This is a genomic window from Oerskovia enterophila, from assembly GCF_001692445.1.
Classification (GTDB): domain Bacteria; phylum Actinomycetota; class Actinomycetes; order Actinomycetales; family Cellulomonadaceae; genus Oerskovia; species Oerskovia enterophila.
This window is the reverse complement of sequence record NZ_MAQA01000030.1, coordinates 1-19,819: the sequence shown is the minus strand read 5'-3', so window position 1 is coordinate 19,819 and position 19,819 is coordinate 1. Positions and strand designations below refer to the sequence as shown.

General features: G+C 73.0%; 18 protein-coding genes and 1 pseudogene. 11 read left to right on the top strand and 8 right to left on the bottom strand.

What is annotated here, in order from left to right; genetic code table 11:
* From OERS_RS12715 to OERS_RS12700, 4 genes are all read right to left on the bottom strand, one after another.
* Window positions 1-1,608: a PP2C family protein-serine/threonine phosphatase gene (locus OERS_RS12715; protein WP_068626044.1), complete on the bottom strand. Its 1,608-nt coding sequence runs from the start codon at window positions 1,606-1,608 to the stop codon at window positions 1-3.
* Window positions 1,609-1,706: 98 nt separating this feature from the next.
* Window positions 1,707-2,513, bottom strand: a complete 807-nt coding sequence (locus tag OERS_RS12710) for a M15 family metallopeptidase (protein ID WP_248948546.1) — start codon at window positions 2,511-2,513, stop codon at window positions 1,707-1,709.
* 68 nt (window positions 2,514-2,581) lie between these two features.
* On the bottom strand, window positions 2,582-3,235 hold the full coding sequence (locus OERS_RS12705) for a response regulator transcription factor (RefSeq protein ID WP_056654226.1): 654 nt from the start codon (window positions 3,233-3,235) through the stop codon (window positions 2,582-2,584).
* Window positions 3,232-4,767 carry a sensor histidine kinase gene (locus tag OERS_RS12700; RefSeq protein WP_068626042.1) on the bottom strand — a complete coding sequence of 512 codons (1,536 nt, stop codon included), beginning with the start codon at window positions 4,765-4,767 and terminating at the stop codon, window positions 3,232-3,234. The genes OERS_RS12705 and OERS_RS12700 overlap by 4 nt, the downstream gene beginning before the upstream one ends.
* 255 nt (window positions 4,768-5,022) lie before the next feature.
* Between OERS_RS12700 and OERS_RS12695 the strand changes: the two genes are divergently transcribed.
* The gene (locus OERS_RS12695; protein ID WP_139107823.1) at window positions 5,023-6,066 is read left to right on the top strand and encodes a CPBP family intramembrane glutamic endopeptidase; all 1,044 of its coding nucleotides are present in this window, start codon (window positions 5,023-5,025) and stop codon (window positions 6,064-6,066) included.
* Window positions 6,067-6,186: 120 nt separating this feature from the next.
* Complete coding sequence (locus OERS_RS12690) at window positions 6,187-7,404, top strand: LLM class flavin-dependent oxidoreductase (protein ID WP_068626040.1); 1,218 nt, start codon at window positions 6,187-6,189, stop codon at window positions 7,402-7,404.
* Between the two features lie 43 nt (window positions 7,405-7,447).
* Here the strand turns inward: OERS_RS12690 and OERS_RS12685 are convergent, their stop codons facing one another.
* Both OERS_RS12685 and OERS_RS12680 read right to left on the bottom strand, forming a co-directional pair.
* The gene (locus OERS_RS12685; protein WP_068626039.1) at window positions 7,448-8,452 is read right to left on the bottom strand and encodes an NADP-dependent oxidoreductase; all 1,005 of its coding nucleotides are present in this window, start codon (window positions 8,450-8,452) and stop codon (window positions 7,448-7,450) included.
* A gap of 131 nt (window positions 8,453-8,583) precedes the next feature.
* Window positions 8,584-8,970, bottom strand: a complete 387-nt coding sequence (locus OERS_RS12680; RefSeq protein ID WP_068626038.1) for a DUF1304 domain-containing protein — start codon at window positions 8,968-8,970, stop codon at window positions 8,584-8,586.
* A 145-nt stretch (window positions 8,971-9,115) separates the two neighbouring features.
* Between OERS_RS12680 and OERS_RS12675 the strand changes: the two genes are divergently transcribed.
* Window positions 9,116-9,733, top strand: coding sequence for a TetR/AcrR family transcriptional regulator (locus OERS_RS12675; protein ID WP_068626037.1), 618 nt, complete (start codon window positions 9,116-9,118; stop codon window positions 9,731-9,733).
* A 62-nt stretch (window positions 9,734-9,795) separates the two neighbouring features.
* Entirely contained in the window at window positions 9,796-11,661 is a 1,866-nt protein-coding gene (locus tag OERS_RS12670; RefSeq protein ID WP_068626036.1) for a cation:proton antiporter, read from the top strand.
* A 66-nt stretch (window positions 11,662-11,727) separates the two neighbouring features.
* Here OERS_RS12670 and OERS_RS12665 read toward each other — a convergent pair whose 3' ends face one another.
* A complete protein-coding gene (locus OERS_RS12665) occupies window positions 11,728-12,150 on the bottom strand; it encodes a hypothetical protein (RefSeq protein ID WP_056654250.1) in 423 nt (140 codons plus the stop codon).
* A gap of 144 nt (window positions 12,151-12,294) precedes the next feature.
* Here OERS_RS12665 and OERS_RS12660 point away from each other — a divergent pair, with 144 nt between their 5' ends.
* The 7 genes from OERS_RS12660 to OERS_RS12630 all read left to right on the top strand — a co-directional run bounded on the left by OERS_RS12660 (window position 12,295) and on the right by OERS_RS12630 (window position 19,162).
* Window positions 12,295-12,945, top strand: a complete 651-nt coding sequence (locus tag OERS_RS12660) for a GntR family transcriptional regulator (RefSeq protein WP_068626035.1) — start codon at window positions 12,295-12,297, stop codon at window positions 12,943-12,945.
* A 61-nt stretch (window positions 12,946-13,006) separates the two neighbouring features.
* The gene (locus OERS_RS12655) at window positions 13,007-14,203 is read left to right on the top strand and encodes an MFS transporter (protein WP_068626034.1); all 1,197 of its coding nucleotides are present in this window, start codon (window positions 13,007-13,009) and stop codon (window positions 14,201-14,203) included.
* 145 nt (window positions 14,204-14,348) lie between these two features.
* Window positions 14,349-16,340, top strand: coding sequence for a hypothetical protein (locus OERS_RS12650; protein WP_068626033.1), 1,992 nt, complete (start codon window positions 14,349-14,351; stop codon window positions 16,338-16,340).
* Window positions 16,341-16,511: 171 nt separating this feature from the next.
* A complete protein-coding gene (locus tag OERS_RS12645; protein WP_139107822.1) occupies window positions 16,512-17,618 on the top strand; it encodes a sensor histidine kinase in 1,107 nt (368 codons plus the stop codon).
* Window positions 17,615-18,280, top strand: coding sequence for a response regulator (locus OERS_RS12640; RefSeq protein ID WP_068626031.1), 666 nt, complete (start codon window positions 17,615-17,617; stop codon window positions 18,278-18,280). The genes OERS_RS12645 and OERS_RS12640 overlap by 4 nt, the downstream gene beginning before the upstream one ends.
* Window positions 18,281-18,450: 170 nt before the next feature.
* Window positions 18,451-18,699: a helix-turn-helix domain-containing protein gene (locus tag OERS_RS12635; protein ID WP_056654260.1), complete on the top strand. Its 249-nt coding sequence runs from the start codon at window positions 18,451-18,453 to the stop codon at window positions 18,697-18,699.
* Window positions 18,700-18,844: 145 nt separating this feature from the next.
* A complete protein-coding gene (locus OERS_RS12630) occupies window positions 18,845-19,162 on the top strand; it encodes a cupin domain-containing protein (RefSeq protein WP_068626030.1) in 318 nt (105 codons plus the stop codon).
* Between the two features lie 16 nt (window positions 19,163-19,178).
* Here OERS_RS12630 and OERS_RS12625 read toward each other — a convergent pair.
* Window positions 19,179-19,819 (bottom strand): annotated as a pseudogene (locus tag OERS_RS12625) (monooxygenase); the annotation flags it as partial.

Below are 19,819 nucleotides of genomic sequence, written 5' to 3'. Positions count from 1 at the left end.
TCAGGGGACCTCGTAGAGGAGCAGCGCGACGTCGTCGCGCGCCCCGCCGGAGAGGAGCTCGGCGAGCAGCTCGTCCGGGAGGTCGGCCGCGGGGCGCTCCTCGCGGATCGCGAGCGCGACGTCCGCGAGCCGCCGCAGGCCCTCCGACAGGTGCTCGCCGCGACGCTCGACCAGCCCGTCGGTGTAGAGGATCACGGCGTCACCGCTGTCGAGCGCCGCGGTGGCCTCCTGGCGAGGGAGCGAGGTGAGCGCGAGCGGCGTTCCCCGACCGTCGTTGAGCCAGCACGTCTCGGCCTTGTTGACGACGAGCGGTGGCAGGTGACCTGCGGCCGAGTAGGTGATGGTCCGGGCGTTCTCGTCGACGATCGCGCACAGGACGGTCGCGAGCTCGGCCCCGGGCAACGTCCGGGCGAAGCGGTCCAGGCCCTCGAGCGTCGCGGCCGGACCGAGGTTCTCGAGGAGCAGGGCGCGGCTCGCGCTGCGGAGCTGACCCATGACGGCGGCGGCACGCAGGCCCTTGCCCACGCAGTCGCCGACGACCAGGCCGAACCGCCCGTCCGACAGGTCGACGACGTCGTACCAGTCGCCACCGATGAGGAGACTGTCGTCGGCCGGTCGGTAGCGGGTGTGCCAGCCGGGGGCCGTCGGGTCGTCGGGGAGCATCGCGTCCTGGAGCGCGTTCGCGACCGTGCGCAGCTCGTCGACCTGGCGGATCTGGGCGAGCGTGCTGCTCAGCGCCGTGCCCACCGCGGACGCCACGAGCTGGAGGAACGAGCGCTGGGCGTCGTCGTCGGGCCGGTGCGGGTTGCCCTCGAGGACGATCACGCCCGCGGCGACGCGGTCACGCGTCGCAGCGAGGGGTGCGACGAGCGCGTTGCCGACGTGGTCCAGGCGGCGCCGGTCGGCGACCTCACGCAGGACGTGCGGTGGGACCGACTCGTCATGACGCTCGTGCGTCGAGGCGAAGGGCACGAGCCCGGCCGAGGTGTCGAGGTACAGGTCCGCCCGGGTCACGTCCTGGCTGCGTCCGAGCACGGCCACCGTCGCGGCCGCGAGCTCGTCCACGTCGCCCTGCAGCCGCTGGAGCGCAGCGGTCAGGGTGCCCAGGGTCTGGAGGCGCCGGGCGTCGACCACGTGGTCGGTGGTCTCGGTCGCGACGTCCATGACGCCGCAGATCGTGCCCTCCTCGTCGCGCAGGGGACTGTAGGAGAACGTGAAGGCCGTCTCCTCGTCGAACCCCGAGCGGTTCATGATCAGGGGCTGGTCCTTGGACCACGTAGGGACGCCCGTGGCGAGGACCGAGTCGAACAGCGGCTCGATCTCCGGCCAGATCTCGGCCCACACGGCGCTCGCCGGGGCGCCCATCGCTGCCGGGTGCTTGTCCTCGCCGAGCATGGGACGGTAGCCGTCGTTGTAGATCATCAGGAGCTCGGGGCCCCAGGCGATGAAGATGGGGAAGCGCGTGCTGAAGCACAGCCGCACGGCGGCGCGCAGGGTCTTGGGCCAGGTGTCGGGCGCGCCGATCGAGGTGGCGGACCAGTCGATCGACCGGGCCAGCTCACCGCTCTCGGTGCCCTGGGTGGCCAGGTCGAACCAGTCGGAACTCACGGCTCATCGTAGGAGCCATCTGCCGATGTGCTTGCATCGTCGGTCGGTCGGCCGTCTGCACCGCCGGGCGCAGGGACGATCGAGTGCCCGTGAGGACGTCATGTCCCGGTCGTCGAGAAGTGCTGATGGTCGACCGGCCCCGTCCAGTACCCGCCCCACAGCCACCCGGCGGCCAGGAACGCGCGGACCGTGGCGTCGTCGGGCGCGATCACGCCTGCGACCGCAGGGCGCGACGCGAACTCGGCTCCGGCGGGCGGCTCGACCGCGTCGCCCGAGACCCACGGGTTCTCGACCGGGTTGAGGTCCAGGGCGCGGCCGTACGCGTGCTCGGACCACCGGTCCGTGCCCGCGACCGGGCGGCAGTTGAACGCCGAGGTGTTGTCGGCGGCCATCGAGGCGTCGTCGTCGCCCCCGAAGTCGTCGACGAGCCGCATCGACCGGATCGGGTAGCCCGCGTCGAACAGGTCGTGGAACACCTCGACGACACCGTCCGCGACGTCGGCGTGCACGACGAGCTCGCCCGTCGCGACACCCCCGTCGAACGTCCGGTGGGACACGGTCAGGTAGCGCAGGTCGGCGAGCGCGACGGGGCAGCCCTCGCGCCACGACGTGGGCGTCATGCGCTCTGCGAGCTCGGGAGTGACCGGCCCGACGGCGGCGCTGAACTCGGTCACGCCGGGTTCCGGTGACGCGGTGGTCGGCTCGGGAAGGGCCCGCGGCGCCGGGGGCGAGCGCTTCGAGGGGGTGGGTGCCGGTGCAGTGTTGCCCGCCGAGAGCGCGCTCGGCGCGACCGAGGTGGTGGGCGGCGGAGGGTTTCCCGCGACGCACCCGCTCAGCGCGCCCAGGAGCAGCCCGCCGCCCATGAGGACGGCGACCCGCGACCTGCCAGAGGACGTGCGGCGCACCCGGCCAGTATCGACGTGGGCGGCCGCCCGCACCAGGGCTCGGGACCCGGCGCGGCGCGGCGTCGAGGTCAGGCTCGCTCCGACAGCCCGACCAGCCCCGACTCGTACGCCGCGATCACGAGCTGCACCCGGTCGCGGCACGCGAGCTTGCGCAGCACCTCGGAGACGTGCGACTTCACGGTCTGCTCGGTGATGAACAGCTCGGCACCGATCTCCGCGTTCGACAGCCCGCGGGCGACCGTGAGCAGCACCTCGCGCTCGCGGCCCGTGAGGTTCTCGATCCCGGGGGCGGCCCGGGTCGTGCGCTGCGCGAAGTCGCCGACCAGGCGGCGCGTGATGGTCGGGCCCAGGAGCATCGAGCCGTCCGCGACGAGACGCACACCCTCGACCAGCCGGGGTGCCGGGGTGTCCTTGAGCAGGAAGCCCGAGGCCCCGGCCTGGAGCGCGTCGAACACGTACTCGTCGAGGTCGAACGTCGTGAGGATGAGGACGCTCGTGCCGGGGTGGCGTGCGCAGATCTCGGCCGTCGCGGCGATCCCGTCCATGACGGGCATGCGCACGTCCACGACAGCGACGTCGGGCCGGTGGGCGGCGACGACGTCGAGCAGCTCGGCCCCGTTCCCCGCCGACCCGACGACGTCGATGTCGTCCGCCGCGTCGAGGATCGCGGCGAAGCCGTAGCGGACCACGGGCTGGTCGTCGGCGACGACGACGCGGGTCACGCGCCGGTCCCGTCGGGTGCGCCGGTCCCGTGGGGGGTGTAGGGCGCGGGCGCGTCGCTCGACGTGGCGAGCGTCGTAGGCGTGGTCATTGTGAGCTCCGGGGCGCCGACGTGCTCCGGTGCGTGGACCGGCAGCGAGACCTCGACGACGAACGAGCCGTCCTCCTCGCCCGCGGTGAGCGAGCCACCGATCGACTCGACGCGCTCGCGCATCCCGAGCAGCCCGCGGCCGGGGGCGGCGGGCGAGGTGCGGGGGACCAGGGGGTTGGAGATGCGGGCGGTCAGCGTGGCCGAGGCGCTGTGGGTGCCGGTGGTGCTGTCGGCGCCGGTGGTGCTGGTGGGCGCGGCGGTAGCGGCGGTGCCGGTGGTGTCGGGTGTGCTGGCAGGCTCAGGGGGAGCGGTGTCGGCTGCGGCGTCGGACGCACCGGTGGGTTGGTGGGAGCCCACCAGCGGGGACTTGTTGTCAGAAGTGGCCCGGGGTATCGACCGGCTCAGTTCTGACAACTGGTCCGTGCCCGACGGCGTCGCTCCCGTCCCGAGCGTCAGCGTCAGCGTCACCGGCTGCCCCGGGGCGTGGCGACGCGCGTTCGTGAGCGACTCCTGGACCGCGCGGTAGAGCACGAGGCCCGGCGCCGACGGCAGCACCGGCAGGTCACCGACGACCTTCACCTGCTGCCCGGCCGAGCGGGCGGCGTCCACGAGCGCCACGATGTCACCGGACCCAGGTTGCGGGGCGCGGTCGGCACCCTCGGCGCGTTGCAGCACCGCGAGCACCTGGCGCAGCTCCCCCAGCGCGTGCCGGGCGTCTTCGGCGATCTCCGCGAGCACGACCCGGGACTCGGCGTCCATCGCGGGGTGCACGTACGGTGCCGATTCCGCGCGGACGGCGACGAGCGAGATGTGGTGCGCGACGACGTCGTGCAGGTCGTGCGCGATCCGTGCCCGCTCGAGCGCGACGGTCTCGACCTCGTGCGCCTGCTCGGACGCGCGGTCGGCGGCGGTGGCGCGGAGTCGGGAGCGGTTTCCCGCGCCGACGGCAGCACTGATGGACACGGCCGCGATGCTCGCCACGGCGTAGAGGATGAACGCGATCCAGGTGTCGCCCGTTCCGGCGGTCACAGGACCGATCGGCAGAAGGGCAGCGACTTCGTTCGCGCAGTACACCCCAGCGACCAGCAGGGACAGGGCGAACGGAATGACGGCGCGCCGCCACCCGTCATAGGCCACGGCCACGGCGATCGCGAGGAGCGCGAGCCACCACGCCCACACGAACGTTCCGATCAACGGGGTCACGAGGAACGGCCACGTCGCGAGCACGCAGGCCAGCAAGGTCGCACGGCGTGCGACCAGTACCCCGACCACGGCGCTGAGGTTGCCGATCGCGACGACCCGGACGACGAGCGTGAAGCCGACGAACGTCATGTCCCAGAGCCCTCCGTCGGCGGGCAGCTGGAGAGGGGTCATGATCGTCAGCATCCCCACGAGCAGCGCGAGCACGCCGGGGAAGACCCAGGGGCGCCAGCCCCCGCGCACGGTCCCTGCACTGGCGGGACCGGCGGCTCCTGCCCCCCGGAAGCGTCCGGGTTCGCGGTCTGGACCGGAGGGCGGCGGCGGGGCGGTGGACCCGGGGGCCCGGGCGGCGATGACCATGCGGACGATTCTTGCGGGTCCGCACTGGGGCGCGGCACCGGCCCGCGACGGACCACGTCTCCCTCCTGCGGGGGAGGAGCGCGCGTCGCCCCTGAGGCGGCCTGGCGTGGCGCACCGGCCCGACGGCAGGATGGACCGATGGCCCCCGACGACGCGGATCCCACCACGCCCAGCACGAGGACCCCTCGACCGGCCGATGCCGCGACCCCGGTAGCCGCACGCGCCACGCCTCCTGCGCCGGGCCGACGAGAACCGCCCACGCCCGCCCGTCGGGACTCGCCCGTCTCCACCGAACCGCCGCTCCCGCACGCGCTCGCCCGCGCGGTGCTCGGCGCCGCCGTCATGGGGGTCGGGCTCGGTGCCTCGGTCGCGCTCGGCATCGCGGCGGCAGAGCTCTGGGGACTCGACGGGTTCCTCGCCCGACTCGTCCCCGCGCTGCTCGTGACGTCGCTGGTCGTCCCGACGATCCTGTTCCTCCGGCGCCGGGTCGACGGCCGTCCGCTGCGCGGCATCGGGTTGGTCGGCCCGCTCACCGCGGTCCGGACGGCGGTGCTGGGGTTCGGCGTCGTCCTGGCTGCGGCCCTGGTCGTCCTGGGCGGAGCGACCGCAGCGGGGTGGGTGACCTGGCGTGCGATCGCGGCCGGAGACCTGCTGCTGTTCCTCGTGACCAACGCGCTGATCGCGCTGCTCTACGAGGCCGTGCCGGAGGAGATCTCGCTCCGTGGCTACGTGCTCACGACGCTCCGGTCCCGGTATGCGCGCTGGGTCGCGATCGTGGTCACGACAGCCCTGTTCCTGGCGGCAGCCTCGACGTCGGTCGTCGTGGGCGCAGGGCTCACGCGCCTGCTGGGCGTCGAGCCGTTCCCGTGGGGCGTCGTCCCTCCGGGGGAGGACCCGGTCTCGTACGCCCTGCTGCTCGTGGTGTTCGGGCTCATGCTCGCCTACGCGCGCGACGCGAGCCGGACCGGGAGCGTGTGGACGTGCGTCGGCGCCCACCTGGCCTTCCTCACGGTCAACCGGGTCGTGCTGTCGGCGCGCGGGACGGGGGTCGAGGTCGACCTGGCGAGCCCTGACGTCCTGCTGCTCGTGCCGCTCTACGTGGGCCTCGCGATCGTGGCCTTCGCGTTCCTGGGTGAGCGCGCACCCCGTCCCAGCCCGCGAGAGCTTCCGCGAACGGCTTGACCGGCCCCTCGTCCCGGCCTACGGTCCGCCGACGCGCGCGACCCGTCACCTCCTCGACCGAACGGCCCGCCGGGCCCGCGAGGACGGGCTGCCGGACGGGCCGCGCCGGACGGAGGAGACATGACCGCGGCGATCCACTGGTTCCTGCCGACGTCGGGGGACGGGCGCACCGTCGTCGGGTCCTCGCACGCCGCGACGACCCCCGGCACGGCCCAGGCCTTCCGGGCCCCGACGCTCGACTACCTCACCGACGTCGCGCGCACGGCCGACCGCCTGGGCTACGAGGCCGTCCTGACCCCGACCGGGACGTGGTGCGAGGACGCATGGCTGACGACCGCGGCGCTGCTGCGCGAGACGCAGCGGCTGCACTTCCTCGTCGCGTTCCGCCCGGGCCTGGTGTCGCCGACGCTCGCCGCGCAGATGGCCGCGACGCTCCAGCGGTTCTCGGGCGGGCGCGTGCGCCTCAACGTCGTGACGGGCGGGGACGAGAGCGAGCAGCGCAGGTTCGGCGACTGGCTCGAGCACGACGAGCGCTACGCGCGCACGGCCGAGTTCCTGGCCGTCGTGCGTGGGCTGTTCTCGGGCGAGCCGCTCGACCTCGACGGGCAGCACTACCGGATCCGCGACGGTCGCGTCCCGGTGCCGCCGGACCCTGCGCCGCCCATCTACTTCGGCGGCTCCTCGGAGGCCGCGCTGCCCGTCGCGGCCGAGCACGCCGACGTCTACCTCACGTGGGGCGAGCCGCCCGCCCAGGCCAAGGCCAAGATCGACCGGGTGCGCGAGCTCGCTGCCGAGCGGGGCCGGACCCTGCGGTTCGGCATCCGGCTGCACACCATCAGCCGCGACTCGTCGGCCGAGGCGTGGGGAGTCACCGAGAAGTTCCTCGACGCGTGGTCGCCCGAGCAGGTCGCGGCCGCGCAGGCCCAGTTCCGCTCGTCGTCCTCGACGGGCCAGCAGCGCATGGCCGCGCTCAACGGCGACCGCTTCGACGGCCGCTCACGGTCGCTCGAGGTGCACCCGGGCCTGTGGGCCGGGGTGGGGCTCGTGCGCGGCGGGGCCGGGACGTCGCTCGTGGGCAGCCACGAGGAGGTCGCCGACCTCGTGCAGGAGTACCACGAGGCGGGCTTCGACGAGTTCGTGCTCTCGGGCTACCCGCACCTCGAGGAGGCGCACTGGTTCGCCGAGGGCGTGCGCCCGATCCTCGACCAGCGCGGGGTGACGCGACCGGTCGGGGCGCGTGGCGCCGTCGGGCAGGGGGACCAGGGGAGCGACGGTCCGGCGGGTGCCCGGCCCGCACGCGACGAGGCCGCGCTCAGGACGCACTCGGTGGCGTTCTAGGCGCGGCCCCGGGCCGGGCCGGCACGAGGCCGGCCGGAGAACCTCAGACGCGCACGACCATCTTGCCCGTGTTCGCGCCGCGCATGAGGTCGAGGAACGCGTCGACCGAGCTCTCGATCCCGTCGACCACGGTCTCGTCGAACACGACCTCGCCCGCCTGGAGCCAGGCGCCCATGTCGCGCGAGAACGCGGGGAAGTGCTCGAGGTGGTTGCCGATCGTGAAGCCCTTGAGCATGAGGCTGCGCGTCACCATGTTGCCCATGTTCCGCGGGCCCACCGCGGGCTCGGTCTCGTTGTACTGCGAGATCGCGCCGCACAGGGCCGCGCGGCCGAAGTCGTTGAACGCGCCCAGCGCGGCCTCGAGGTGCTCGCCGCCGACGTTGTCGAAGTACAGGTCGATCCCGTCGGGCGCGGCCACGGCGAGCTGGTCGGCGACCGGCCCGTCCTTGTAGCTGAACGCCGCGTCGTAGCCGTAGCGCTCGGTCAGGAGCGCGACCTTCTCGGGGGTTCCCGCCGATCCGACGACGCGCCCCGCGCCCTTGAGGCGCGCGATCTGGCCCGCGGCGGTGCCCACGGCTCCGGCCGCACCGGAGACGAACACGGTGTCGCCCTCGCGCAGGCCCGCGATCTCGAGCAGCCCGACGTAGGCCGTGAGCCCCGTCATGCCGAGGATGCCCAGGTAGGCGGACAGCGGGACGTCCGGGATCTCGGGGACGACGCGGAACGCGGCGGCGTCGGCCTGGGACACGTCGCGCCATCCGAGCTGGTGCAGCACGACGTCGCCGACCGCGAAGCCCTCGGCCGTCGAGGCCTCGACGCGCCCGACGGCGCCGCCCGTCATGGTCTCGCCCAGCGCGTAGGGCGGGGTGTACGACTTCACGTCGTTCATGCGCCCGCGCATGTACGGGTCGACGGACACGAACTCGTTCCGGACGCGTACCTGGCCGGGGGCGAGCTCGGGGAGCTCGACCTGGACGGTGCGGAAGTCGTCGTGCGTGGGCCAGCCGGTGGGGCGGGCGACGAGCTGGATCTGCGTGGAGGAGGTCATGAGGGTCTCTCGGTCCTTCGGTCGTTGTTCTGTACGGCATGCCCGACGGCGCCGCTCCGGCCGGGTGGGCCGGTGCGGCGTGCGGTGGTCCGGGCAGGTGGGGTGGTCGGTGGGTGCGGGACTGCCCGCGGTCAGGACACCAGGGCGATCACGAGGAGCACGACCGCGATCGCGGGCGGGACGAGCTGGACGAGCGCGGCGCGCGCCTTGGCGGGCGACGAGACGATCAGCACGAGCCCCGCGAGGACCATCGATCCCGTCGCGCTCAGCACGAGGGCCGCGCCCACGCCCGTGCTCCCGGTCGTGATCACGACGATCCCGATCGCCGTGATGACCGCGAGGAACAGGTTGTAGAAGCCCTGGTTGAACGCGAGCTCGCGGGTGGCCTGCGCCTCCTGCTCGGTGGTCCCGAACGTGGCCCGGGTCCGGGGGGACGTCCAGGACACGGACTCGAGCACGAAGATGTAGACGTGGATCGCTGCGGCGAGCCCGGCGAAGACCAGTGCGGTCGCGGTCATGGGAGGTGTCCTTGGGGGTGAGGGGCGGGCTCTCGTGCCTGCCGCTGCCGGCGGAAAGGTATTGTGAACTGCTCGGTCTATTAATCGACGGTACAGTTGTGTACCGGTCGGTGCAATATGAGGCGCGGAAAGTGAGGTGGTTCACGTGGGCAGGTCGCAGTCGTTCGACACCACCACGGTGGTCCAGGCGGCCCGGGACGTGTTCTGGGACCAGGGCCTGGAGGGAGCATCTCTCCCCGACCTCGAGCGCGCCACCGGGCTGAACCGGTCGAGCCTCTACCACGCGTTCGGCTCCAAGCGCGGGCTCTTCGACGCGGCCGTCGAGGACTACCTCGACACCGTGATCCGCCCCCGCCTGCGCATCCTCGTCGCCGCGGCCCGGACGAGCACCACCCCGCGCGAGGCGGGCGCCGCCGTGGTGACGTACTTCGACGGCCTGGCCTCCGCCGTCGGGCAGCTTCCCGCGGACTCCCCGCGACGCGGCTGCCTCCTGGTCGACTGCGCGACCGGCCCCGCCGGGCACGACGAGACGCTGCGCGCCGTGGTCGACGCCTACCGGGCCGAGCTGAGCGACGCCCTCTCCGGCGCGCTGCGCGCCGCGACCCCGGCGCTCGCGGACCCGGTCGTCGAGCAGCGCACGCGCATGCTGCTCTCGCTGCTGCTGGGCGCCCTCGCGCTCGCCCGCGTCAACCAGGACGAGGCGACCGCGATGCTGCGCACCGCGCGCGACCAGGCCGCCGAGTGGGTCTCGCGCGACGCGTAGCGCCCGCTCCGGCCGATGCTTCGTCTGATAGGAAGTAGTTCCCCGAGCGAGACGAGATGCCCATGGAGTTCGCCCCCTACCTGATCGCCGGCGTCCTGGCGGTGGTCGGCGTGACCGCCCTCGCGCCGCGCCTGGGGGTCGCCGCCCCGCTGATCCTCGTGCTGCTGGGCGTCGCGGTGTCGTTCCTGCCCGCGGTCTCGGCCGTCGAGGTCGACCCCGAGTGGATCCTGGCCGGCGTGCTGCCCCCGCTGCTGTACTCGGCGTCGGTCAGCATGCCCGCGATGGACTTCCGACGAGATCTCAAGGCGATCAGCGGGCTGTCCGTGGTCCTCGTGGTCATCAGCGCCGTGGTCCTGGGCTTCCTCTTCCACCTGCTCATCCCGGGGATCGGGCTCGCGACGGGCATCGCGCTCGGCGCGATCATCAGCCCCACCGACGCGGTCGCGACCTCGATCGTCAAGAAGGCCGGGGTCTCGCCGCGCGTCGTGACGGTGCTCGAGGGCGAGAGCCTGCTCAACGACGCGTCGGCCCTGGTGCTGCTGCGCTCGGCCATCGCGGCCACGGCCGCGACGGTCTCGGTCGGGCAGGTCGCGGGCGACTTCGTCTACGCGGTCGCGGTCGCCGTGGCGATCGGGTTCGTCGTCGGCAAGGCCAACCTGTGGCTGCGCTCGCGCGTGCGGGAGGCGACGTCCAACACGGCCATCTCGTTCGTCGTGCCGTTCATCGCGTTCCTGCCCTCGGAGCACCTGGGCGCGTCCGGGCTGGTCGCGGTCGTGACGGCCGGCATCGTCACGGGGCTCGGCGCGCCCAAGCACCTGAGCCCCCAGGACCGGATCGCCGAGAAGGCCAACTGGCGGACCGTCGAGCTCCTGCTCGAGAGCGGGGTCTTCCTGCTCATGGGCCTCGAGGTGTTCGGGCTCGTCGAGGAGGTCCGCGAGGAGCACGGCAGCCTGTGGACGGCCGCGGGGCTCGCGCTCATGGCCGCGGTCGTCGTCATCGCGTTGCGCTCGGTGTTCGTCGCGGTGCTGCTGTGGCTCATGAAGCGCTCCAACCGGCGCAACCCCGAGGTCCGCGAGAAGCTCTCGGCGGTCACCGAGAAGCTCGAGCGCGGAGAGCTGCCGACGATCGAGGACCGTGAGCACGGCACAGGGCGGCGGAAGCGCCGAGCGCGCCGCGGCCCCGGTGGGCCGGGCGGCGCGGGAGTCCCGGGCCTGGGTGGGCCTGGCGGCCTGGCCGGGGCCCGTGGCGGCCCGGGGGCCGAGCCGTTCGCGGCCGACGACCCGCGGTTCCAGTCCCGCATGGCCCGCGTCCAGACGTTCCTCACGCGGCGCATCGCGGACATCGACTACCTGGCGCAGGAGCCGCTCGGGCGCCGCGAGGGCGTGCTGCTCGTGTGGGCGGGCATGCGCGGTGTGGTCACGCTGGCCGCGGCGCAGTCGCTCCCGGCCGACACCCCGCACCGGGCGCTGCTCATCCTCATCGCGTTCTTCGTCGCGGCCGGGACCCTGCTCGTCCAGGGCGGCACGCTCCCGTGGGTCGTGCGCAGGCTCGACCTGACGGTCGACACCTCGACCGAGAGCGATGAGCGCCTCGCGCTCCTGGGCGAGCTGTCGCGCGTGGCCTCCGAGGTGATCGACGCCCCCGGCCTCGTGCGCCCCGACGGGACGCCCTACGCACCCGAGACGATCGAGCGCGTGCGCCAGGAGATCGCGCACGACGACCTCGTGGACCGTGAGGCCACCGAGGCCGACGAGCAGCACCGGCAGTACCGCGAGCTGCGGCTCGCGGTGCTGGCCGCGCAGCGTGAGGAGCTGCTGCACGTGCGCGACCACGGCACCTACAGCTCGGGGGCCATGGACGAGACGCTCAAGGTGCTCGACGCGAGCCAGATCAGCGTCGAGATGCACGCACCGGCCGCGGAGCGGTAGCGCTGCGCGGGATGCGAAGCACTTCTCGGCCCGGCTGGTGCCTGGCTGCTGCCCGGCTGTTCCGCGCTACGCCGTCTGGTCCCGCGCGATCCGCACGAGGTGCAGCAGCGCCTCGAGGTCGATGTCCGCGAGCGCCTTGAACCCCACGCTCGAGCTGCCGATCTTGGCGCGCCCCAGGGTGTCGGCGTACTTCTGGGCGACGTTCTGCCCGTCCTCGGTGGCGTTGACGTACACGCTGAGGTAGTTCTGCTGGACGGCGAGGCCGACCGTGAACCACTCGACGCTCCCGCCGCGGGGGCGGGCCTGGAGCAGGTCGCCGTACCCGATGATCTTCTGGTCGGTCCCGCCCCAGAAGACCCCTTCCCACAGGACCCGGGACCGGCCCGCCATCACCTCCGAGATCGCGGCGTCGAGCCGGAGGGCGTCGGCGCGGAATCGTTCGGGGACGGTCGCGAGGTACTCGTCGGGGTCGTTGCCGGTCTTCTGCACGGGTGCTCCATCCGGTCGGGTCGGCTGGTCGGACGAGGCTATGCGCCGGGGAAGGGGTGGGCGACGGGGCGCGCGGACCTGTGACCACACCGTTGCACGGGAACCTTAGATGCCCCCTTGCATCTAAGGTGTTATCGTCGAACGATGTCGCCCCGCAAGAAGCCCGAGGACCTGGCCCCCAGCGCGGTCGAGCGTGCGTTCGCCGCGGTGTCCGCCTCGATCATCACCGGGGAGATCGCGCCCGGGGCGCTCCTCACCGAGGGTGAGGTGGCCGACGAGCTCGGCATCAGCCGCACCCCGGTCCGCGAGGCGTTCCTCCAGCTCCAGACGTGCCGCCTGCTGACGCTGTTCCCCAAGCGCGGCGCGGTGGTCGCCTCGGTCCCGGACAAGGAGGTCGCGGACCTCCTGGCGGTCAGGATCATGCTCGAGTCGTCCGCGATCCGCGCCCTGGGTGGGCAGCCGCTGCCCGACGGCGTCGCTCGCGACCTCGACGACCTCGTCGCCCAGCAGGTGGTCGCCGAGCACGAGGGCGACCTGCTCGCGTTCTCGCAGGCGGACTTCGCGTTCCACTCCCGGGTCATCCGGGCCGGGGACAACGACGTGATCGAGGACCTCTTCACGCAGCTCGGCCCGCGCCTCGAGCTCCTCACGCACCGCGCGGTCCGTCGCGACGCGACCTCGCCCACGCGCCTCCTGGCCGACCACCGCGAGCTCGCGACGCTCGCCCGCGCCGGGGACGCGGACGCCTACGAGGCCGCGCTGCGCGCGCACGTCCAGCGCGGCAACTACGGCTGACGTCCCGCCGGACCCACCACCTCGCCTGCTCCACCCGTTTCGTCGTCCTCCGAGAAAGATCATGAACCGCCTTCGCGTGCTCCCCGGCTGGCTGCGTGTCGCACCGGCCCTCGTCGTCATGGCCTGGGGTGGCAACCACTTCACGCCCCTCCTGCACATGTACCAGGACCTCGGGAACTACTCCGTGGTCACGGTCGACCTGTTCCTCGGCATGTACGTCGTGGGGCTCGTGCCCGGCCTCCTCGTGGCCGGGCCGCTGTCCGACAGGTACGGTCGCAAGCCGCTCGCCGTCGTCGGGGTCCTGGGCGGGATCGGCGCCAGCGTCCTGCTGGCGCTGGGCTTCGGCAGCGAGCTCGTCATCTGCCTGGGACGCCTCCTCGCGGGCCTGAGCGTGGGGGTCGCGATGTCGGTCGGGACGAGCTGGGTCAAGGAGCTGTCGAGCGCGCCGTTCGACCTGGTCGCCGACACGACTGCGGGGGCGCGACGTCCGTCGCTCTCGCTCACCCTGGGGTTCGGGGTCGGCGCCGGTGTCTCGGGGGCGCTGGCCCAGTGGGGGCCGTGGCCCACGATCACGCCCTACGTCGCTCACGTGGGCCTGAGCCTGCTCGCGCTCGCTCTGCTCGCGACCGCGACCGAGACCATCGGGGGCCATCGGTCGACGACGTCGCTCCTCGCCGACCTGCGGGTCCCCGTCGCGCACCACCGCCGGTTCGTGCGGGTCGTCGTGCCCGCCGCGCCGTGGATCTTCGGGGCGGCAGGGATCGCCTACGCGGTCATGCCGCAGCTCGTGACCGAGCAGACGGGCGACCTGTCGCTCGCGTACGCGACGCTCCTGACCGTCCTGACGCTGGGCACTGGCGCCGCCGTCCAGCCGTTCGTCAAGGGGATCAACGTCCGCACGGGCGGGCGCGCGATCGTCGTGGGCATGGTCCTGATGCTGGTCGGCATGGTCCTCGCCGCGGCCAACGGTGCTGTCCTGTCACCCGTGCTCGGCGGGGTCGCCGCGGTGACGCTGGGTGCCGCGTACGGGATCTGCGTGGTCGCAGGGCTGATCGAGGTCCAGGCCATCGCGACCCCGACGGACCTCGCGGGGCTCACGGGCGTCTACTACAGCCTGTCCTACGTGGGCTTCCTGCTCCCCGTGGTCCTGGCCGGCGCGACGGCGCTCGCGGGGTACACCGTGCTCCTCGCCGTGGTCGCGGTGCTGTGCGCGGGCTGTCTGGTGGCGGTCGCGCGGGGGCTGCGCCGCACGGCCTGAGGCGTCGTGCCGGGGTCGAGGTCGAGACGTTCGGACGAGGACGGTCGATCCGAAGGGGTGAGTCGACGATCCCCTGTCGGGCGAGAACGTAGAGGGGTCAGGGCGCAGCAAGCGCACACACCCACCACGTAGGAGCTCGACGATCATGAAGGTTCTTCGCACCGTCACCACCACTGCTGTCTCCGCCGCACTCGTGCTGGGTGGTGGAGCTGCGGCGTTCGCCGCGGAGGGGACCGACGCCCCGGAGGCCGGCGCCCCCACCACGACCGACCCCGGGGCCTCGACGGAGGCGGCCGTCGAGCAGGCAGCGCCTGGTGCGGGAGACGCGGTTCCCGTCACGCAGAGCACGACGCCGGTCGACCCGGTGATCGCCCCGGCTCCCGAGGCCCCCACGGTCTCCGCGGCCCCGGCCGCCGAGGACCTCGCTCCCGAGGACCCTGTCGAGGAGGACGAGCCCGTCGCCGAGACGCCTGCCGCAGACCCCGGGGACGAGACCGTGACCGAGGCCGACGTCGTCGAGCAGGCGACGGACGAGACGACGGAGACGGCTGTCGGCACCCCTCTGGCCGTGGCGTCCGCCTTCGGCGCGCTGCAGTCGACGCCGGTCTACCCCGACGCCGACTACCACCCGCACTGGGAGGACGGCGGCGAGGACGGGTTCGGGTGCGACTACTGGTACTTCATGGAGCTCGGGGACAAGACCTCGGGACGTGACTGGCAGGGCTGGAGCGGCACCCCGCAGCTGCACATCCTGCACCACACGCTCAAGGACGACGACGGCACGGTCCACATGGTCTACGACCGCGACATCGCCAACTACTGGTACCACGTGTGGTCGGGCGACGAGACGGTCACGCCGGACGCCGAGGGGATCCACTGGGAGAACACGTCGGCTCAGCAGACCGTGCTCGTCAACGGGTACAAGGGCGGGGCCGACGAGACGGCCCGCGGGATCGACGCGCAGGCGCTCTTCGACCGGGCCGGTGTCGTGCAGGACGGCGTCACGATCGAGCAGTACCAGTCGTACATCGACAACGGGTGGTGGACGCAGGCCCAGGCCGAGGAGTACGTCGCGTCCGAGAACGCGCGCCGTGCCGACTACACCGCGTACGAGGCGACCCAGTTCGCGGTCTGGTACTTCTCGACCGGTCACGACGTCATGGGCCTGTTCTTCGACGTCGACGACGCCGGTCACGTGACGCTGAGCCAGAAGGCTCTCGACCAGTTCACCGCTCAGGAGATCCCTGCGGACGCCGACGAGACCTTCCAGCAGGACTGGACGCGCAACTGGGACCAGAACAGCCAGAGCGACCGCATGGCCACGCTGCAGACCGCGGCCTGGCTCATCGAGCAGGGGCTCACCGCGAACGTCGTCATGCCGCAGCCGGGGTTCGTCTCGCACGGCTACGTCCGGAACACCGACGGCTCGACCGACTACGGTTTCACGGCCTCGCTCGTCGGTGGGACGGGTGACGTCCACGTCGAGCTGCGCACCGCCGACGGCTCGGCAGTGCCCGCCGGCGTGACCCTGGTCGACGCCAACGGCAACCCGGTCTCGTCCGTGACGCCGGGGCAGCGCGTGTTCGTCCGCGTACCTGCCGGACTCGACGTCGCGACGCTCCCGCAGTTCCAGCTCTGGGGCTCGGCGCAGGGCACCGAGCAGGGCAGCCCGCACTTCTACACGGGCAACGACCACAACAACCACGGGACCACCGACGAGAACGGCGAGTGGATGCCCGCGACGTTCCCGCACTGGCTGATCGGCCTCGGCGAGCTCGACCGCCCCTCGACCGCGTGGGACTGGGTCGGCATCAGCCTGGCCGACGAGCCCGAGGCGCCCGTCGACCCGACCGACCCGACGGACCCCGGCACGCCCACCGTCCCGGACCCCGTCGACCCGATCACGGTCGGCACGGACGGCACGGTCGTGACGGTCTCCTCGACCGACCCGACGAACCTGGGCCTGACGGACACCGTCCCGGTGGCCGCCGCGATCCGGCAGACCGACGCCGCGAGCCTCGCCTCGACCGGTGCGGACGCCGGGATGCTGGCCGCCGCAGGAGCCTTCATCGTCCTGACCGGCACAGGCCTCGTGCTCGCCAGCCGTCGTCGGACGGCGACCAGCACGGACCGGTGAACGCTCACGGCCTGACGGTATGACGAGACCGCAGGGCGCCCCCCGACACGGGAGGGGCGCCCTGCGGTCGTTCCCGGGCGCGTGCCCCCGGCGCGGGATGACGGACACGCTGTCGGAGGGGCGGTACGCATTCGACCGCCCTCGAACGGTGTTCCTGGCTAGCCTGGCAGCATGCGGATGCCCGCCCTCGGGTCGATCTCGCGGCGAGACGCCGCGGTCGCCGCCTTCGCCGCGCTCGCGGGGGTCTCCCTCGCGGTCTCGCGCGCGGTCGTCGGCGCCCAGGGCGCACCGCTGTGGGTCGAGCTCCTCGCCCAGCTCGTCGGGGCGTCCCTGCTCCTGTGGCCCGCGCTCACGGGACCCGCAGTCGTGGGCGCCGCTCTCCTGTCGTGGGTCTCACCCGTCCCCGCCACGATCCTCGCGGCCTTCGACGCGGGAGAGCGGCTCACGCCCCGACGGGGGAGGGCCTGGGTGGTCGCGGCGGCGGTCCTGGTCCTCCCGGCCGCCCCCCTGGCGTTCGGCCGGTCGGACCTTGCCGTGGCCGCTGTCCTCGTCCTCCTGCTGGTGGGGCCGTGGCTGGCCGGTCGGAGCCGCCGTGCCGAACGGGTCGCGACGGCCGCGCTCAGGGACCGCGGCGTCGCAGCGGCAGAGCAGCTCGCGGCCCAGGTGCGGACCACCGAGCGCGAGCGGCTCGCCCGGGAGATGCACGACGTCGTCGCCCACCGGATCAGCTACGTCGTGCTGCAGAGCAACCTGCTGGAGACCCGGGTCAGCGATCCGCAGGTCCGCGAGGACGTGGACCGGATCCGTGACACGGCGCGCGAGGCGCTCGAGGAGATGCGGAGCATGCTGCACCTGCTCGGACGGGACGGGGGCCCGGCGGCGATCGAGCAGCCGTCGTTCCGGGACGTCGCCGTCCTGGTCGAGGAGGCGCGGGCCGTGGGACAACCGGTCGAGGTGGACGCCGACGTCGTGCCCGGAGAGCCCCCGGGCCTGGCGGAGCGGACAGCCGTGCGCATCGTGGGCGAGGCCCTGACCAACGCCGTCAGGCACGCGCCGGGGGCCGACACGACCGTGGGCATCCACCAGGAGGGGGCCGTGCTGCGGGTCGCGGTCGTGAACGGCAGGTCGGCGATCCCCGAGGTCGACCTGCCCAGCGGCGGGCACGGGCTGCAGGGGATCCGCGAGCGGGTCGCCCTCGTCGGAGGGACCTCCACGATCGGTCCGACCCCCGACGGCGGGTTTCGTGTCGAAGCACTGATCCCCCAGGAGGCCTCATGATCCGCGTCGTGGTCGTCGACGACGAGCGCCTGTTCCGCGAGGGCATCGTGAGCCTGGTCGGCGCGGCCGACGACCTCGACGTCGTCGGGACGGCCGAGAACGGTCGCCAGGGTGTCGAGGTCGTGCTCGCGCACCGTCCCGACGTCGTGCTCATGGACATGCAGATGCCCGTCATGAACGGCATCGAGGCGACCAGGGAGATCCGACGGTCGATGCCCGAGGTCGAGGTCGTCATCCTGACGAACTTCCAGTACGACGAGTACGTCGTCCCGGCGCTGCGTGCCGGGGCGGCGGGCTACCTGCTCAAGGACAGCACGGTGAGCGAGGTCCATCAGGGGATCCGTGCGGCCGCGGCCGGTGAGGCCATGCTCTCCCCGGCCGTGACGCGGCACCTCCTGGACTCGCTCGGTCCGGCCATGAGCACCCGGCAGGCGGCGGCGCGGGCCAAGGTGGGCACGCTGAGCGAACGGGAGCGGGACGTCGTCGGGATGGTCGCGACAGGGTTGTCCAACGCGGAGATCGCTCGTGCCCTGTTCATGGCCGAGCCGACGGTCAAGACCCACCTGACGCACGCCATGGTCAAGCTGGGGGTGTCGAACCGGACGCAGGCGGCGATCCTCGGTCACGACGCGGGCCTGCCCGACGACCCGGCCACCACCTGAGCCTCACCTGGGCTCCGGGCCGGACGGCCGCCCCGGTCGAGGAGGCTCCCCGAACGAGATGACGGGAAGTCGCGTCATGATCCCCGGTCCGGGGTGTCTCTTCCCATAGAGAGACAGCACTGGACCGACCGTGACGTGGACCCGCGGACGGCCGGCGGAGCGGAGGAACCATGTCCATCACCGAACGAGTGGCACCGGAGCCACCACAGGTCGAGGACGAGGTCGTGCTGTCCCGGCGCGAGCTCGTCGTCCTGGCGAACCTGTCGGAAGACGTGACCCTCGAACAGGTCGCCGCGCGGTTGTTCGTCACGCGCAACACGGTCAAGTCACAGCTGCGCAGCATCTACCGCAAGCTCGGCGTCTCGACGCGCTCCGAGGCGGTCGCGTGGGCGCGGGCGAACGGCGTCTCGGACCGCTGACGGCTGCCGCGTACTGCGCGGGACGCGGCACGACGGACCGCCGTCACGGTGCCGCCGTGCCGGTCAGGGTACGACGCCGGTCAGCGGTGGGATGCTCGAAGGAACGCCTGCCGACGGCGGTGGGCCTCGACCTTCCGAGGCGAGCATGGGACAGGACCAGAACGCTGCACCGGACGACCCGACCGTCACCGACCCGGACCACTACCGGACGATCTTCGAGAACGAGCGGGTCCGGGTGCTGGAGTACCGCGACGAACCGGGGACCCGGACGCACCCGCACCATCACCCCGACAGCGTCATGTACACGCTGAGCGGGTTCGAGCGTCGCATCTCGGCGGGGGACCGGGTCATGGAGGTCGAACTCGGACCGGGCGAGACGCGCTGGCTGCCGGGCCAGGTGCACGTGGGTGAGAACACCGGCTCGACGGCGACCCACGCGATCTTCTTCGAGCTCAAGGAGTAGGTCCAGAGCGCCCCGGTCAGCGCGCCAACCGTTCCACGACCCTCCCGTAGAGCCACGGCGCGTGCGCCGCGAGGGGCACGATCGCACGCCGCGCGGGCGAGGTCGCCCAGGCGACGAGCCCCGACGTCAGTACGCGGTAGTCGCGGGTCACGCGGGTCCAGTCGCGTTCGTACGCGTCGGGATCGTCCAGGTGCCCGACGACGGCGCTCGCCTGCGCGAGCCCGACCCGCAGTCCTTCGCCCGTCAGGGCGTCGACGTACCCCGAGGCGTCCCCGACGAGGCGCACCCGGCCGGTGCTGCGCCGTCGGGACCGTTGCCTGAGCGGGCCCGCCCCGCGGACCGGGCCCAGCGGCTCGGCGTCCCGCAGGCGCTCGCTCAGCTCGGTGAATCCCGTGAAGGCCTCGTCGAAGTGCGTCCCGGTGGGGCCGAGCATCGCGATCCCGACGACGTCCGGCGCCACGGGTGTCACGTACGCCTCGACGCGGTCTCCCCAGTGGACCTCGACCAGGTCCGTCCACGCGGGCACGCGGAAGTGGCGGCGCAGGCCGAAGCGGCGCCGCGGGTCGGGACCGGGGCGGACGGGTGGGGCGGTGCCGCCGAGCTCGGTGGGTATGGCAGCGGCACGCGGAGTGGGTAGAGCAGCGGCACGCGGAGTGG